The sequence below is a fragment of the Niallia laureatilytica genome, from assembly GCF_046613985.1.
Lineage (GTDB): Bacteria > Bacillota > Bacilli > Bacillales > Cytobacillaceae > Niallia.
The window spans coordinates 1-15,497 of record NZ_JBKKHP010000005.1 but is presented as its reverse complement, the minus strand read 5'-3'; the positions used below and the strand labels follow the sequence as shown (position 1 = coordinate 15,497).

The following is a 15,497-nucleotide window of genomic DNA, read 5'->3' as shown; positions in this document are numbered from 1 at the left end:
ACTAAATTCTTTGGAGGAAAGTAATTATGAAAGATTGGGAGTATAATGAATTATTTGAAGCAATTCAGGAGACATATGAAGAGTTGTTAGATGAAGATAGGGGATATAAGTATGCTATAGCAAAACTATCAGATGAGTTTGATAACTTAGGTAAGATAGAAGATGTTATTGTTGATACTGCTATTGGTGAGATTGCAATTGGACATGATAAAGTTTTTATTGGGCTTATTGAAGGTATAACAAGGAGATTAAGCAAGTTTAAAGATATAGATGCTTCAAATGAACTGACAAAAGAGGAAATAGCAGATTTAACTAATAGGATAGAAAAAGTATTAGTGGGTCTTAGTAAAGTTGAGATAGATTATAACCCATCTGCCGAGTAAGTTATATTAGATTCTCAACATTAGATAACTATAAGGAGCACTTGATTGTCTTTTTAGGCAACAAGTGCTTTTTTGTAAGGAGTCATTGTCTTGGATAACAAAAATAACTGCCACGGAACCCCGTTTTCCATGCTTACTACCAACGTAAACTCAAAGAAGGCAAAACAATGGGGCAAGCATTGGTATGTATTATGAAAAGGCATAATGAAACATAAAACTGCTTATGAACTGCCCGTAATAAACAATCAAGAAAGCGTTTCATAGGGGTATAAATGGTTGCCTAGCATTTAAGATTACAACATAGGGTACGGGTAATTCTATACAATATGCTGAAACTGGTGGAAGAAATATATCCCCAGAGCAGTTCTTTAAGGAAGAAGCTATTGCAGAAGAAATGTATGAAAAATTTAGAAATCTAGGAACAGAAGATGTGAATGCAATTGCTAAAAATACAGGCTTTTCTGTTGCTAGAATACAAAGGATTAAAGATCATGTTTTTAATAACTCTCATATAAAGGATTATGGAGTTGGGAGATTTGATCCGGACTACGAACTAGCTCAAGCATGGCAAAGATTGATGGATGGGAAACAAGTAGATTCTGATATACAATTATTACATCACGAAATTTTTGAGTCAAAATTTGAGGGTATATTCCAGACTAATTATAGAACAGCTCATGACAAAACTATAGAATCTGGAAGACCATGGAATTGGGAGAAAAACTATGAGGAGTGAAGATTCATGGCAGTTTTTGTTTTAATGTTGAAGGAATTTGAGGATGAAGAGAGGGTGGTTTATCAATATGGACCGAATGAAGATTTAATGGGACGAATTGAATATGATAAAATAAATGGAGTTATCAACCAACTATCGCAAATTGATTCACAAGAGTTCGCTGATGAATTCTTCTTTAAGAGAGCAGGAAGACGACTTTCAAGAATGATTATTAAAGAAAATCAAAATTTTGTTGATCGAACAACTATTGAATCTTAATTGCCTGCTTATGATTTTATAAATTTTTTATTAGATATAGGTATTTAAGAGATATAGCACAATATAAGGACCTTGATTGGCTAAATGCCTCTCAAGGTTTTTTACTTTAATTTATATTAAAACAGTTGATAATTGAGTGAGACAATAAGAAAATGTTTTGCTTGAGAATCGAGAGCTCATGATGGTAGTACCATCATGGAGTTTGGTTTTAATACTCGGATAAAGTGACAAGTACGATAAATAGGCGAGATGACATTTTACAAGGCAGGGGTAGTTTATTATATGGAGTGGGTAAAAAACTAACGAGATTGACAAAGCTCGTGGCGATAAACAATGGATAACGTGAAAGTGTTTGCTTGTGCTACCTTGGCTTAAAGTTTTGGGTTGTATTTTTACAAGAGAAGGTCGTATAATACTCGCTATTCGTTAAAAAGCGTTACGAAAATTACAATTTATGTAACGGGAGGGTGAAAAGTTGAACGTTGTTGGGTATATACGAGTCTCAACTCAAGGGCAGGCAAGAGATGGATATAGCTTGAAATATCAAGAAGAGGAAATTAAAGCATATTGTAAGGAACAAGGCTTAAACTTGATACATATTTTTAGAGATGAAGGAATTAGTGGCGCAAAACTAAATGAAGAAGCATTCGAAATAGATAGGGTGGGCTTACAGGAGATGTTGGCTCACCTTTCGTCTGTCCAAATACAGTTTGTGGTGGTGCTAAACACAAGTCGATTATGGCGGTCAGATATTGTGAAGGTGCTGATACAACGAGAGTTGAAGAAATATGGCTGTGATATTAAAAGCATTGAACAACCATTTTACAGCATTCATAAGAAAGACCCCAATGACTTTTTGGTCAATGGCTTAATGGAGTAATTAGACCAATATCAACGTCTTGAAATAGCGCTAAAACTAACAAAAGGGAGAAACAAGAAAGCAATGGAAGGCGGATATGCAGGAGGAAGAGCAACATTTGGTTATATGAAACAAAAGGGTGAAAAAGAACTCAAGATACATAAAGGTCATGCAGAAGTAGTAATACGGTTGTTTGAGCTTAAACAGCTACATAGGAAATGGTCACTGTCTAGGTTGGCAGAAGCATTGAATGAAGAAGGGTATCAAACAACGCATGGGAAAGCATTTACGAAAGTACAAGTGAAGCGAATATTAGACCGAGAAAGTTTTTATCAAGGGATTTGTACATATGGACAAATACAAGCAAATGGCAAACATGAAGCAATAATTTAAAAGATTACTTAAAAAAGGGACTCATTTTCTTATAAGTTCTTCTGTAAGGTTGAAAATGGATAGGCTTTCGTACCAATGCGCACCGATAGGTGAACGCTCGAACTAAGGTTGCCGGCATTTTCATTCAATAAACAACTGAATAGGAGGATGAACGATGCATGAAAAGCAGAAACATATTTATGTGGGTGTAGACTTGCATAAACAGCACCATGTGGCAGTGATTATTAATTGTTGGCAGGAAAAACTAGATGAAATAAAGTTTGAAAATAAACCGTCCGCTTTCTCAACATTTTTACTAGATATTGATAAACTGACAGAAGAAGGGTTGACACCTGTATTTGGATTAGAAGATGTGGGCGGTTACGGTCGAGCACTGGCACAATATCTAACGGACCATGGACAAGTTGTAAAAGAGGTTAACCCAGCACTTTCGTACGCTGAACGAAAAAGCCATGTGACCGTACAAAAAAGTGATAGCTGGGATGCGGAATGTGTGGCTAGAATATTGGTAAGACAACTTAGCCAATTGCCTGACGCTAAACCACATGATTTATTTTGGTCGATACAACAATTGGTCACTAGAAGAAATGCGTTGGTGAAAGCTCAAGGTGCTTTAAAGAACCAACTGCACATTCAATTGAGCCACCATTATCCAAGCTATAAGAAGTTTTTCTCAGAAGTAGATGGAAAAACGGCATTGGCATTTTGGAAACGATATCCGTCACCATCTTGTTTAGAGAGTATAACCTTACAAGAATTGACCACTTTTTTATTAGAAGCCAGTAACAATACATGTTCCGTGAAAAAGGCTAATGACATATTAAAGCTAGTAAAAGAAGATGGACGCACTGCAAAAGAACATCAAGAAACACGCGACTTTCTAGTAAGAAGCATCGTTCGAGACATTACGTTTAAAAAGAAGGAAATGAACTATGTGGAAGGCGAATTAAAACAGTTAATGAGTTTACTAGACTTTCAACTAAACTCCATGCCAGGAATTGACCTTGTGACAGCTTCGGCATTAATTGCAGAGATAGGTGACGTAAGACGCTTTCCAAATGCCAACAAATTAGCACGATTTGCGGGTATTGCGCCAGTTTACTTTGGGTCTGGTGGGAAAGGTAAGGAACAAAAAAGCAAACAGGGAAATCGGGCGTTACATGCTTTATTTTACAACCTAGCAGTACAACAAGTGCAAGTAGCAAAAGGAAGTAAACTGCCGAGGAATCCTGTGTTTCATGCTTACTACCTACGAAAGCTTAAGGAAGGCAAAACAAAGGGGCAAGCATTGGTTTGTATCATGAGAAGGCTTGTGAACATTGTTTTTGGCATGATGAAGCATAAAACAGCCTATAAATTGCCGATAGTGCACGAGAAAGAAGTAGTTTAATAGGGTGGTAAAATGGCTAATTTTTTTATTTTTAGCTTTTAAGATTACAACATAGGGTACCAGTAAAAACCCTTCAGATTTTGCAGATCGTGCTAAACTAGAAGGACATTTTGATAAGCATGGGAAGGAATTTGACGGATTATATAAAAATGCCGACGAGTATCTTGAAGGTGCAAAAGAGGTTATTAATAATGGCATAAAGGTGAAGTATGAATATAAAGATGAAATAAGGACAGGATATGCAAGTTTATGGGGAATAACAAAAATGGTAAAGCCAAGTTTGAATTTGTAGGTACTAATAATAATGGAGATATTACGACCTACCATACTCAGAGTGGCAAAAAGATTTGGAAGACCATTAATGGTGAAAATATTCCAGTGATTAATCCAGCAGAGTAGGAAGTGAGGATTTATATATGGTATATACGGCTCTTGTTAAAAGGCTAGACCCACAAATTGAGGAAGAAGTGACAATTGAGATTGAGGGTATTGAATTTACAGGATTTGCTTTTATTTGTCCTTATAAAATTGAAGTAGGAAAAAGTTATCCTGTATCAATAGGGTTTACTATCTTAAATGAATTAATGATTCGTGAAATCCAGGGAGAGAAGAAAGAAATAGAACGTATTGGTTTGGGTTATGAGTATTATATAAGGGGTTTGTTACATGAGGATACAATTGAAGCAGGATTAATTTTTACTGACGAAGACGAGTATTTCTCTGATTATCCTGAATTGATGGATAAATATATTGAAATAAAAGTTGACAGAATAAGTATAGAATTTATAAGAACAACTATTGATTAAAAATTTATGTAACGGGAGGGTGAGAAATTGAACGTTATCGGGTATATGCGAGTTTCAACACAAGGGCAAGCGAAAGATGGATATAGCTTGAAATATCAAGAAGATGAAATTAAAGCATATTGTAAGGAACAAGGCTTAAACTTGATTCATATTTTTAGAGATGAAGGAATTAGTGGCGCAAAACTGAATGAAGAAGCATTAGAAATTGATAGGGTGGGCTTACAGAAAATGTTGGCTCACCTTTCGTCTGTCCAAATTGAATATGTGGTGGTGCTGAACACAAGCCGATTATGGCGGTCAGACATTGTAAAGGTGTTGATACAACGAGAGTTGAAGAAATATGGCTGTGATATTAAAAGGATTGAACAGCCATTTTACAGCATTCACAAAAAAGACCCAAACGACTTTTTGGTCAATGGCTTAATGGAGTTATTAGACCAATACCAACGACTTGAAATAGCCCTAAAACTAACGAAAGGCAGAAACAAGAAAGCAAAGGAAGGCAGATATGAAGGAGGAAGAGCGACATTTGGCTATACCAAACAAAAGGGTGAAAAAGAACAAAAAATACATAACGGGCATGCAGAAGTAGTAAAAAGATTATTTCAACTTAAACAAAAATATAAGAAATGGTCACTTTCTAGTTTGGCAGAAGCATTGAATGAAGAAGGCTATCAAACAACCCAAGGGAAAGCATTTACGAAAGTACAAGTGAAGCGAATATTAGACCGAGAAAGTTTTTATCAAGGGATCTATCCATACGGACAAATACAAGCAAATGGAAAACATGAAGCAATAATTTAAAAGGTTACTTAAAAAAGGGACTCATTTTCTTATATATCCTATGTAAAGTTGAAAATGGATAGGCTTTCGTACCAATGCGCACGATAGGTGAATGCTCGAACTAAGGTTCCTGGCATTTTCATTCAATAATTGATAACTGAATACTGAATAAGAGGATGAACCATGCATGAAAAACAGAAACACTTGTATGTTGGAGTAGACTTGCATAAACAACAACATGTGGCAGTGATTATTTATTGTTGGCAGGAGAAGTTGGTGCTTTAAAGAACCAACTACATATTCAATTGAACCACCATTATCCAAGCTATAAGAAGTTTTTCTCAGAAGTGGATGGAAAAACAGCATTGGCTTTTTGGGAACGCTATCTTTCACCGTCTTGTTTAGAAGGTGTGAGTATAAAACAATTGACCACCTTTTTATTAGAAGTGAGCCATAATATTTGTTCGGTGAAAAAAGCAAATGAAATATTGAAGCTAGTAATAGAAGATGGGAACACAACAAAAGAACATCAGGAAACTCGAAACTTTTTGGTAGAAAGCATTGTGTGCCACATTTTGTTTGGAAAGCAGGAAATAGGCAAGGTGGAAAGAGAATTAAAAGAGTTAATGAGTTTATTAGACTTTCAACTAGACTCTATGCCAGGAATTGACCTTGTGACAGATTCCGCTTTAATTGCTGAGATTGGGGATGTAAGACGTTTCCCTAATGCCAATAAATTCGCACGATTTGCAGGGATAGCGCCTGTTTATTTTGGTTCTGGTGGGAAAGGCAAGGAACAAAAAAGCAAACAGGGAAATCGGGCGCTGCATGCGTTATTTTACAACCTAGCTGTACAGCAAGTGCAAGTAGCAAAAGGAATTAAACTGCCAAGGAACGCAGTGTTCTATGCTTACTACCAACGAAAACTGAAAGAAGGCAAAACAAAAGGACAAGCATTGGTCTGCATTATGAGAAGGCTTGTAAACATTATCTATGGCATGATGAAGCACAGAACTGCCTATGAATTGCCGATAATAAAAGAGAAAGAAGTAGTTTAATAAAGGTTATAAAAGGCTGATTTTTTACTTTTAGCTTTTAAGATTACAACATAGGGTACGGGTAAATATACTGGAGGAAGAAAACAGAAAGAATTAGATGATTTGGCAGGAGATCCATCGCATGGTGGTAAAATTAGGGATCAGGGTTTGAAAGAAAGAGAGATAGGGCTCGATTTGGAGCAACAAGGTAAGTTAGGGAAGATTATACGTGATCCACAAGGCAATGGTGGGGCAGAATTTATTGATACAACAAATAATACTAAATGGGACGTTAAAAGCTTCGTCTCTTATCCGAATGGTCATACATCACCTAAGAAAGGGGCATTTACAGTAAGTAACGGGATGAAAGGTATTAATAAAGAACTTGAAAAAAATTATAATGTAATTGTGGATGTAAGGGACATGATTCCTGAACATGTTGAACAATTAAAAGAGGCAATAGAGAAAGCTAGAGTATCAAATAGGATTATTTGGTATCCATAAGGGAGGTTAGTATGAATACTGATATCAGAGAAATTATCGTTCAATTAGAGTCGCACCGTCTTTGGATTGAAACTATTGGTGAACAAGGAGAAAAACTAGGTATAGATGAGATTGATTTGCGAAATGTGGATTTGTCCCCGTATCCACTAGACCAAGCGTATATAACAGATTGTATCTTTGATGGCATGGATTTAAATAACAAGGATATCTCGTCATCTTTACTATGTTCATCAACTTTTATATCTGCAAATTTAGAAGGAGCAGATTTTGGAAAATCTAATGTCTCGTATGTAGACTTCACAAATGCCAATATTAAAGCTGCTAGACTTGCTGATAGTGAATGTATTGAAACCGTGTTTGCTAAAGCAGATTTATCAGACGCTAATTTAGTAGCTGGTCTTTTTGATGAGGCGGATTTTCGTAATGCAGTTTTATTAAATGCCGATATACGGTTAGCAACGTTTGAAAATGTATTGCTAAACGGAGCTATATTAACTGGCATTCGTGGAATAGAAGAGGCTTTTATAAAAAGTATCAATATAGGAACTGCAGAAAAACCAATAATTTTAATGGGTGAAGAAGCTAGGAAATGGTTACAAAATAAAAGTTTGAACATTGAGTAGAATTTAAGAATACACTAAGCGATAAGCAAATTCTATTCACAACTACGCTTCATAAACTTTCAAAAGGTTTATTCCAACTTGGCTATGAGTTAGGAATAAACTTTTTTTTCATATAAAGAAATCAAAGGAGAAAATAAAACATGGCAAAAAATCACAAGCGATAGGAATGGACCTAATGAACAATAATTGTTTGAGAATTGAGAGCTCATGAAGGCTGGACCATCAAGGAGTGTTCTGTAAACAGTGGTCTAGGAAGAAAAGTGTGAGAATTAGGTGAGATGACATTTTACATGCAGGAGATAGTGTTGTATGAAATAGTGACTAAATAAACGATAATAACAAAGCTCGTGGCGATAAACAAGGATATAAATAGTTTTTTAATTGTGTACAGTTAAAGATATCGTTGAATTTGAATTAATAACTCATGAAGGCTAGACCATCAAGGAGTGCTATTTTAACAATTAAGCAATAAGAGCGAGAATAGGCGAGATGACATTTTACTTACAAGGACCACTTTATGGATGTCGTAAGCAACAAACACACGAGATTAAACAAGCTAAAGGGTTTAAACGTTACACTTGCCATGTAGTAAAAAAGATGTCAAACTGTCAATACTAAAATAACTTATAAAACTTGCAAATATTAATAAACTTAGAAAATCTAAAACTTAAAGCACTTGATTGTCTATAACAGGCGACAAGTGCTTTTTTTGCATGTTTAAATACGGATTACGATTATTTAATTAGTGTACTAAGTATTAAAATTTTATACAAGGGGAAGAAAATGCGATGGAAATAGAAGTTTCAATAGATAAATTTGTTATAGATTATAAGGATGTACCACATTCAGCATTTTTACGTGTTTATATGGTGGGAGTGCAGAAATATAAAGTGAAAATGAAGATTTATAGTGGAACATATAGCTATGAACTGCACATGCGGAAAAGTGACGATGTATACATTCATCTATATTTTAAAAACTTTAGAGAAACAGAAGGTCACTTACATACCCTAAGGATTGAAACAAGGCCAGAGCATTACTCACATTTCAGAGAAATACTAGAGATGATAGGGAAGCGGGCAAGCCAAGTAGAATTTGTGAGCTGTGATGTAGCGTACGATATACCAACGAAACTAGAAAATGTGGTCGTTATACCAATAGATGTGCGGAGGAAAATGAGTCATTGTGAAACGACACGTTATTTTGGTGAAGGTTATCAAAGAAAACAGAATGGATATTGTCGAATTTATGATAAGAGACTAGAGCTATTTAGAAATAAAGGTATTTATTTGGAAAACGATTTGAGTAGGATTGAAGTCGTCTATAAACCAGATGAAAAAATAGAGCTTCAAGATATAGAGAGACATTCGCCAAAACAGAATAAACAATACTTTGCGGCGGTGATAATGGATTGGCAAGCGTTGGAGAAGAAAGAAGTAGAACGAGTCATTAATTTACGAGATGGAAAAGACATGTACACGCAGTATATACGTAGAGCAATAAAAGAGCCCCTTGCGAAACAGTATCGAGTGGATTTCGACGAGTTAGCAGGAGCAGTATGGAAACAACTGATAGATGAGCCATGTTCGATGGTACTTGGGGTTGCTTAGTCAATTGGCTCTAATACAAGGAGGTCTTGAATAGAAACTTCTAATGTATCGCATAAGATAGAGAGAATACGTGTATGCACACATTGTACAGGGCGAGTACATAGGTCATTTACCGTATTCGGACGTAAAGCGGCTTGTCTGGCAAGTTGCCGACGGCTCATTTGTTTTTCAATTAAAATTTCATTGAGACGTAAACGAATAGTAGAAGACATAATAAAAACACCTCTTTGTTAGATTGTAACGGTTATGTATAGTGTACGACCCTACTAGAGAAAAAACGACTGTAAAATAAAGGGTTGTGCAAAATTTGGGTAAGGTCGTACAGTATGTTGTAACGGATAGACGTTACACACAAGTTATCCGCAAAAAACGGGTAAGCGTTACAGGGACTTTAATTGCTGTAACGGGAGGGACATTATGAAAGAAAAAGCAGTTGGTTATGTACGAGTTTCAACAGAAGGGCAAGTACGTGAAGATTATAGCTTAGCGTATCAAGTAGAAGAAATTGAGAGGTATTGTGACGAAAGTAAGCTACAATTGCTCCACATATATGAAGATAGAGGACTCAGCGGAGCGACAGTTGATGAAGATGGATTAACAATTGAGCGAGAAGGATTGCAAGAGTTATTAGCAGATATAGAATACCATCAAGTTAGCCAAGTAATTGTACTGAATACCTCTCGTTTGTGGCGCTCTGATATGGCAAAAGTATTGATACAACGAGAGTTGAAAAAATATAACGCAGATGTGAAAGCGATAGAGCAGCCAAATTACAGCATATACACACATGAACCAAATGATTTTTTAGTGAATGGGATGTTGGAGCTATTAGACCAATATCAACGATTAGAGATTGCATTGAAACTAAGTAGGGGCAGAAAGAAAAAAGCTGAACAAGGTGGCTATGCAGGTGGTGGTGTCATGTTTGGTTATACAGTACAGAAAGGACGAAAAGTATTAGAAGTGGATACAGAGAAAGCGATCGTTGTACGGAGGCTATTTGAATTAAGACATTTTTTTAAACATTGGTCACTATCTAAATTGGCAGAACAGCTTAACATGGAAGGCTATCAAACAGAGAAAGGAAAACGATTTACAAAAGTACAAGTGAAGCGCATTTTAGACCGTGAGAGCTTTTATCGGGGGATTTATACATATGGACAAATACAAGCAAATGGGCAACACCCTGCAATAATTTGAAGGGCTACTTAAAAAAGGTGCTCATTTACTTATATATCTTCATATAACGGTGAAAATGGATAGGCTTTCGTACCAATGCGCACCAGTTGGTGAACGCTCGAACTAAGGTTGCCGGCATTTTCATTCCATTGAATAGGAGGATAAGTTAATGCACGAAAGACAGAAGCATTTTTATGTGGGAGTAGATTTACATAAGCAACACCATGTGGCGGTTATTATTAATTGTTGGCAAGAAAAACTAGACGAAATAAAGTTTGAAAATAAACCTTCTGCTTTTTCAACTTTTTTATTGGATATTTATAAACATATGGAGGATGGTTTGACACCCATTTTTGGTTTAGAAGATGTTGGGGGTTATGGGAGAGCGTTAGCTAAATATTTAGCAGACCATGAACAAATTGTAAAAGAAGTGAACCCAGCTCTTTCATATGCCGAACGCAAAAGTCACATGACCACACAAAAAAGTGATAGCTGGGATGCAGAATGTGTAGCCAGAATTTTGGTGAACAAACTAGAGCAGTTACCAGACGCTAAACCACATGATTTATATTGGTCGATACAACAGCTGGTCATTAGAAGAAATGCATTAGTAAAGGCACAAGGTGCTTTAAAGAACCAACTGCATATTCAATTAAGTCACCACTATCCAAGCTATAAAAAGTTTTTTTCAGAAGTAGATGGAAAAACAGCATTGGCATTTTGGGAACGATACCCGTCTCCACCGTGTTTAGAAGCGGTAAGTGTAAAGCAATTGACCATATTTTTATTAGAAGCCAGTAGCAATACATGTTCGGTGAAAAAAGCGAGTGAAATTTTAAAGTTGGTGAAAGAGGATGGAAACACAATAAGAGAACACCAAGAAACACGAGACTTTCTAGTAAAAAGCATGGTCCGAGACATTTCATTTAAGAAGCAGGAAATGCGCTATGTGGAACGAGAATTAAAAGGGTTAATGAGTTTACTAGACTTTTAATTAGACACGATGCCAGGCATAGATCTCGTTACGGCTTCGGCTTTAATCGCAGAAATAGGTGACGTACGCCGTTTTCCAAATGCCAACAAATTAGCACGATTTGCGGCCATTGCGCCAGTTTACTTTGGTTCTGGTGGGAAAGGTAAGGAACATAAAAGCAAACAGGGAAATCGTGCGTTGCATGCGTTATTTTATAACCTCGCCGTACAGCAAGTACAAGTGGCAAAAGGAAGTAAGCTGCCAAGGAATCCAGTATTCCATGCATACTATCAACGGAAACTAAAAGAAGGTAAAACAAAAGGACAAGCATTGGTTTGTATCATGAGACGGCTTGTAAACATTATATACGGAATGATGAAGCACAAAACAGCCTATGAATTACCGATAATAAAAGAGGAAAAAGTAGTAGTTTAATAAGGTTGAAGATAGATTGTTTTTTATTAGTGGATTTTAAGATTACAACATAGGGTATAGATAAAACTAGACCATCTTGGAGACAGTCTGAAATTGATGTAGGAAAAGAATATCCTGGATATCGTGACCAAGTATCATATAAGGAAGGTAATGAAGTAAGTCATGGCACTAAAAATAGTTCAAGACCAGATTTCTATATCAATGGTCATAGCATAGAAGTTAAGAATTATAAAGTGACTACATCTTCTGGTAGAAGTAACTTAATAAGAAATGTGTCAAAGCAAATAAATAAGCGGATAAGTGATTTACCTGAACAAACAAAGCAATCTGTTATTATTGATGTTAGGGGTCAAAATGTCTCAAGGGATGTTTTAAGAGACATTAAACAAAAAATAAATGAAAGAACAAATGATGTAGCAGAAATAATTTTTAAAATGGATTAGAGGTGAAAATTAGATGGCGGTAGGAATATTAGTAGATTGTTTTTATTACGAATTAGGTCATAGCGATTTTGTACATTCATTTTTTTCAACAATCTCCTATCATTTAGAAAAAGAAGGATGGGGTACAAAATATCCTTTAATGATGAATAAGTTGTATAATGACAAACTAAACTGGAATGATGTTTCTGTTGTAAAAGCTAATTTAATTGAAATTGAACAGGAATTATCAAAACACTCGCCGGAACAAGTTATATGGGATATTGATGACTTATCACAAAAACCACCGGGGGGGGATAAAATAAGTCCAAAAGTAACTAGTCTAGCGAATTATTTTGCAACAACTGATGGGAAAACATTTTTTGAAGTACTACGTACAGCAATTGATGTAGCAGAAGAAGATAAATGTGATTTAAAAATTCACAAACTATAATTTTTTTTACCATGGGACACTAACCCATGGTTTTTTTTACGATACGGAGTACCGAATAAAACAATTTTATTCAGATAATAGACTTAAACCCTGTAAACCCTATATGATTTTTTAACCGATTCTTTAGTACATCCAACTTAAAGCTATAAAAGAAGCAGACCTATTCATCATTGATGACCTAATGTATATGGCGATGGATCACCGGGAGGCCAACTTATTCTTTCACCTAATTAATGACCTATATGAACGAAGTTCAATCATCCTTACATCTAATAAAGGACCTGAACAATGGGGAGAATTGATGGGAGATAAAGGAATAACAACGGCCATTTTGGACCGGTTGCTTCATAAAGTTGAAGTCATTCACTTAAATGGAGAGAGTTATAGAATTAAAAATAGAGGAACAATTTTTGAAGCAAAAAGTGTTCAAACTTAATGAGCAAGAACTGTTCAAAACTACTTGACGGCTACAATCGACTAGCGCTTACTCACTTTACGATAGACAGAAGAAAAAAAGAAGGTTCCAACGATCTTCTTCAACAATTGAAATCGCTCTCGAGATATTATAGTGAACTGGACGATGAGTTATCCATTGTTCGCAGCCGTATACATAAAGTGATTCAGTTAACGTTCCCAAAACTGGAGAAAATTTTACTAGTAAATCAGAATTGTTTTTAAATATGGTTCAGTTGTTTCCCCATCCGGAGCTTCTCCAAGGACTTTCAAAAACGGTAATCAAAAATAAGGTTCGTAAGAACACCAATAAAAATATTTCATTAGCAGTAGCGGAAAGAAAGGCGCTTGATCTATTTGAAGCTGCCAAGCACTTCTTATCCTGCGGTTTCTTCGACCGACGTTTTATGCGAACAACTTAGATCTTATGCAAGAAGGTATCAGGAACTTCTTCGTGAGAAGGAACAGTGTATAAAAAATATGATTCCGCTGGCTGAAAGTCGTAAGGAATATAAAATCATTTTCAGCTTTCCAGGGATTGGTCCTAATACAGCAGTTCGCCTTATCGCAGAAATCGGTGATATTCACCGGTTCGATAACTCTAAACAGCTGAACGCTTTTGCGGATATTGATATACGGCGCTTTCAATCAGTATAATGATAAATTAAAAACACAACCTTATAACAAATGTCATAAAGTTGCGTCTATTGCTTGTGTGAATGTACAAAGTGAAGTCAGAAGTGGAAGAAGTTACTTCAAATTATTAGACATTTAAAAAAGGATGAAAAAGAAGCAAGACAAGTCGGTAATAGCTTAGGGTATGAAGATCTCTGGGAAGTACAAAAACATTGGAAGGAGAATTCAGTGGCTATTATGATTATAAAAGTGAAACTGAAGGAGAGATCCAGTAACGTGAGAAAAGCTTTTTACTTTTCAAGGAGTTACTGCAGGTGTCATGGCTTTAGCCGAATTCATTCCTTTAGTAGGTTGGCCAGGAAGAGTTGTAGAAGATGGTAAAGGTATTTATTCCGCTAAAAAAGGTATTAGTACTGCTGAACATGCATTGAGTACTTATAAGAATGTTTGTTCTTTTCTATCTCGGAAAAACATGGATGACATCTAAAAAGGGTTTATCTGAATATCTATCTGGACAAGGTATGTTAGGTAACGAATTAACTTATGATCAGCGCAATGCTAATTTATCCCAAGGGATATTTACTGCTTGCCTTTCTTAGCCCCTCTGCCAGTAATGATGAAGGAAGTAGATAGACTAAGCCAAGTGGCTGTTAATAAAGGTATAACTTTGACAACTAGGTAAAGATGTTACAAAGCATGGATAAACAATGTGGCAATTAACAATAATCCATATAACCGATTGTAACACTGAAAAAGGTATTACAAGTATCAATAATAAATTAACCAAAGAAAACATTAATAAGAATTCAATTGTTAATCACAAACAAAAGGAGTTACTTCAAATGTTTTGGGTCGAAATCCTACAAAGAAGAAGTAATAAAATATATGATAGAGTTAGATAAGAAATATGGTGAGAATTTTAATCCGCCAGTGAAAAGGTAGGTATGTGGGAGGAGTAACTAATGATATTATATTTTTTAGAACCAGAAGTATCAGGTGGTCATGGTGAATATACCATTTATGGAACAGAAGATGATATTGCAACAGAGGGTATATCAGGAAAGGTAAAATATTTGCATTATGAATTTGAAGGATGGCTAGGAGATGACCTATTAGAGTCAACACCAGCCTTCATTGTGTCAAGTTTTCTTGAGACTGAATTAGAGAATAGTGATTTTATAGATTACAAACTTGAAGAGTGTTTGATTACAACGTCTAATGAATATAAAGAAATGTATCCAAATAAAGAAATTCCTGCATTTAGCAGATTTATTCCACTTGGTAAAATTGAAATAGAAGGAGAGAACTTCAAAAATTGGTCAGGACATCATTTCTGTTTATCTCCAAAAGGTGAGTTAGTTGTAACTCAAGAAGCATTGGATTTTTTTAAAAGAGTTTCAATAGATATTTGTTATATTACACCCCTAACAAAGGAATAGATTGAAAACCTTAGATATATTAACCTTCTCTAAGGTTTATTCATAACTCATGATGGTTGCACCGTAATTGAGTACCAGTTTATACTTGGAATGGCTGAAAGAACGAGAATTAGGCGAGATGACATTT

General features: G+C 35.6%; 16 protein-coding genes and 6 pseudogenes. 21 read left to right on the top strand and 1 reads right to left on the bottom strand.

Annotation, left to right across the window (positions count from 1 at the left end; genetic code table 11):
• The first annotated feature begins 26 nt into the window (after nucleotides 1–26).
• The 13 genes and pseudogenes from ACLIJJ_RS13785 (at nucleotide 27) to ACLIJJ_RS13725 (ending at nucleotide 9,382) form a co-directional block, all read left to right on the top strand.
• Complete coding sequence (locus ACLIJJ_RS13785) at nucleotides 27–383, top strand: Imm3 family immunity protein (protein WP_172293856.1); 357 nt, start codon at nucleotides 27–29, stop codon at nucleotides 381–383.
• Nucleotides 384–490: 107 nt separating this feature from the next.
• A pseudogene (locus tag ACLIJJ_RS13780) lies at nucleotides 491–647 on the top strand (IS110 family RNA-guided transposase); the annotation flags it as partial.
• 130 nt (nucleotides 648–777) lie between these two features.
• Nucleotides 778–1,119, top strand: a complete 342-nt coding sequence (locus tag ACLIJJ_RS13775; protein WP_341080936.1) for a hypothetical protein — start codon at nucleotides 778–780, stop codon at nucleotides 1,117–1,119.
• A 6-nt stretch (nucleotides 1,120–1,125) separates the two neighbouring features.
• The gene (locus ACLIJJ_RS13770) at nucleotides 1,126–1,377 is read left to right on the top strand and encodes a hypothetical protein (protein WP_000268085.1); all 252 of its coding nucleotides are present in this window, start codon (nucleotides 1,126–1,128) and stop codon (nucleotides 1,375–1,377) included.
• A 475-nt stretch (nucleotides 1,378–1,852) separates the two neighbouring features.
• A pseudogene (locus ACLIJJ_RS13765) lies at nucleotides 1,853–2,629 on the top strand (recombinase family protein).
• 154 nt (nucleotides 2,630–2,783) lie between these two features.
• Entirely contained in the window at nucleotides 2,784–4,019 is a 1,236-nt protein-coding gene (locus tag ACLIJJ_RS13760; protein ID WP_341080931.1) for an IS110 family RNA-guided transposase, read from the top strand.
• A gap of 249 nt (nucleotides 4,020–4,268) precedes the next feature.
• The gene (locus ACLIJJ_RS13755) at nucleotides 4,269–4,418 is read left to right on the top strand and encodes a hypothetical protein (RefSeq protein ID WP_157803564.1); all 150 of its coding nucleotides are present in this window, start codon (nucleotides 4,269–4,271) and stop codon (nucleotides 4,416–4,418) included.
• Between the two features lie 17 nt (nucleotides 4,419–4,435).
• Nucleotides 4,436–4,825, top strand: a complete 390-nt coding sequence (locus ACLIJJ_RS13750) for a hypothetical protein (protein WP_411411078.1) — start codon at nucleotides 4,436–4,438, stop codon at nucleotides 4,823–4,825.
• 27 nt (nucleotides 4,826–4,852) lie between these two features.
• Nucleotides 4,853–5,629 carry a recombinase family protein gene (locus ACLIJJ_RS13745; RefSeq protein WP_411411077.1) on the top strand — a complete coding sequence of 259 codons (777 nt, stop codon included), beginning with the start codon at nucleotides 4,853–4,855 and terminating at the stop codon, nucleotides 5,627–5,629.
• Between the two features lie 257 nt (nucleotides 5,630–5,886).
• Nucleotides 5,887–6,666 (top strand): annotated as a pseudogene (locus ACLIJJ_RS13740) (transposase); the annotation flags it as partial.
• Nucleotides 6,667–6,768: 102 nt separating this feature from the next.
• A complete protein-coding gene (locus ACLIJJ_RS13735) occupies nucleotides 6,769–7,149 on the top strand; it encodes an ADP-ribosyltransferase family protein (RefSeq protein WP_341080924.1) in 381 nt (126 codons plus the stop codon).
• A gap of 11 nt (nucleotides 7,150–7,160) precedes the next feature.
• Nucleotides 7,161–7,772 (top strand): pentapeptide repeat-containing protein, encoded by a 612-nt coding sequence (locus ACLIJJ_RS13730; RefSeq protein WP_341080923.1) that lies wholly within the window; start codon nucleotides 7,161–7,163, stop codon nucleotides 7,770–7,772.
• A gap of 788 nt (nucleotides 7,773–8,560) precedes the next feature.
• Nucleotides 8,561–9,382, top strand: coding sequence for a replication initiation protein (locus ACLIJJ_RS13725; protein ID WP_341080920.1), 822 nt, complete (start codon nucleotides 8,561–8,563; stop codon nucleotides 9,380–9,382).
• Here the strand turns inward: ACLIJJ_RS13725 and ACLIJJ_RS13720 are convergent.
• On the bottom strand, nucleotides 9,379–9,594 hold the full coding sequence (locus tag ACLIJJ_RS13720) for a helix-turn-helix domain-containing protein (RefSeq protein ID WP_341080917.1): 216 nt from the start codon (nucleotides 9,592–9,594) through the stop codon (nucleotides 9,379–9,381). The two genes, ACLIJJ_RS13725 and ACLIJJ_RS13720, sit on opposite strands and share 4 nt — an antisense overlap.
• A gap of 205 nt (nucleotides 9,595–9,799) precedes the next feature.
• Between ACLIJJ_RS13720 and ACLIJJ_RS13715 the strand changes: the two genes are divergently transcribed.
• The 8 genes and pseudogenes from ACLIJJ_RS13715 to ACLIJJ_RS13680 all read left to right on the top strand — a co-directional run bounded on the left by ACLIJJ_RS13715 (nucleotide 9,800) and on the right by ACLIJJ_RS13680 (nucleotide 15,370).
• Nucleotides 9,800–10,582: a recombinase family protein gene (locus ACLIJJ_RS13715; protein ID WP_341080915.1), complete on the top strand. Its 783-nt coding sequence runs from the start codon at nucleotides 9,800–9,802 to the stop codon at nucleotides 10,580–10,582.
• 148 nt (nucleotides 10,583–10,730) lie between these two features.
• Nucleotides 10,731–11,969 (top strand): annotated as a pseudogene (locus ACLIJJ_RS13710) (IS110 family RNA-guided transposase).
• A 272-nt stretch (nucleotides 11,970–12,241) separates the two neighbouring features.
• Nucleotides 12,242–12,412: a hypothetical protein gene (locus ACLIJJ_RS13705; protein ID WP_411411076.1), complete on the top strand. Its 171-nt coding sequence runs from the start codon at nucleotides 12,242–12,244 to the stop codon at nucleotides 12,410–12,412.
• A gap of 13 nt (nucleotides 12,413–12,425) precedes the next feature.
• Nucleotides 12,426–12,842, top strand: a complete 417-nt coding sequence (locus ACLIJJ_RS13700; RefSeq protein WP_411411075.1) for an immunity 70 family protein — start codon at nucleotides 12,426–12,428, stop codon at nucleotides 12,840–12,842.
• A gap of 133 nt (nucleotides 12,843–12,975) precedes the next feature.
• Nucleotides 12,976–13,278 (top strand): annotated as a pseudogene (locus tag ACLIJJ_RS13695) (ATP-binding protein); the annotation flags it as partial.
• Between the two features lie 35 nt (nucleotides 13,279–13,313).
• Nucleotides 13,314–14,016: pseudogene (locus tag ACLIJJ_RS13690) on the top strand (transposase); the annotation flags it as partial.
• Between the two features lie 234 nt (nucleotides 14,017–14,250).
• Nucleotides 14,251–14,418 carry a hypothetical protein gene (locus ACLIJJ_RS13685; protein WP_411411074.1) on the top strand — a complete coding sequence of 56 codons (168 nt, stop codon included), beginning with the start codon at nucleotides 14,251–14,253 and terminating at the stop codon, nucleotides 14,416–14,418.
• A 475-nt stretch (nucleotides 14,419–14,893) separates the two neighbouring features.
• On the top strand, nucleotides 14,894–15,370 hold the full coding sequence (locus ACLIJJ_RS13680) for a hypothetical protein (protein WP_411411073.1): 477 nt from the start codon (nucleotides 14,894–14,896) through the stop codon (nucleotides 15,368–15,370).
• Nucleotides 15,371–15,497: the final 127 nt, after the last annotated feature.

What these genes read in the sequence shown, in the direction of transcription:
- ACLIJJ_RS13730 (WP_341080923.1), top strand. Translation starts at nt 7,161, where the DNA reads ATGAATACTGATATCAGAGAAATTATCGTTCAATTAGAGTCGCACCGT.
- ACLIJJ_RS13685 (WP_411411074.1), top strand. Translation starts at nt 14,251, where the DNA reads ATGGCTTTAGCCGAATTCATTCCTTTAGTAGGTTGGCCAGGAAGAGTT.
- ACLIJJ_RS13755 (WP_157803564.1), top strand. Translation starts at nt 4,269, where the DNA reads ATGGGGAATAACAAAAATGGTAAAGCCAAGTTTGAATTTGTAGGTACT.
- ACLIJJ_RS13715 (WP_341080915.1), top strand. Translation starts at nt 9,800, where the DNA reads ATGAAAGAAAAAGCAGTTGGTTATGTACGAGTTTCAACAGAAGGGCAA.
- ACLIJJ_RS13760 (WP_341080931.1), top strand. Translation starts at nt 2,784, where the DNA reads ATGCATGAAAAGCAGAAACATATTTATGTGGGTGTAGACTTGCATAAA.
- ACLIJJ_RS13720 (WP_341080917.1), bottom strand. Translation starts at nt 9,594, where the DNA reads ATGTCTTCTACTATTCGTTTACGTCTCAATGAAATTTTAATTGAAAAA.
- ACLIJJ_RS13750 (WP_411411078.1), top strand. Translation starts at nt 4,436, where the DNA reads ATGGTATATACGGCTCTTGTTAAAAGGCTAGACCCACAAATTGAGGAA.
- ACLIJJ_RS13725 (WP_341080920.1), top strand. Translation starts at nt 8,561, where the DNA reads ATGGAAATAGAAGTTTCAATAGATAAATTTGTTATAGATTATAAGGAT.
- ACLIJJ_RS13770 (WP_000268085.1), top strand. Translation starts at nt 1,126, where the DNA reads ATGGCAGTTTTTGTTTTAATGTTGAAGGAATTTGAGGATGAAGAGAGG.
- ACLIJJ_RS13680 (WP_411411073.1), top strand. Translation starts at nt 14,894, where the DNA reads ATGATATTATATTTTTTAGAACCAGAAGTATCAGGTGGTCATGGTGAA.
- ACLIJJ_RS13775 (WP_341080936.1), top strand. Translation starts at nt 778, where the DNA reads ATGTATGAAAAATTTAGAAATCTAGGAACAGAAGATGTGAATGCAATT.
- ACLIJJ_RS13700 (WP_411411075.1), top strand. Translation starts at nt 12,426, where the DNA reads ATGGCGGTAGGAATATTAGTAGATTGTTTTTATTACGAATTAGGTCAT.
- ACLIJJ_RS13785 (WP_172293856.1), top strand. Translation starts at nt 27, where the DNA reads ATGAAAGATTGGGAGTATAATGAATTATTTGAAGCAATTCAGGAGACA.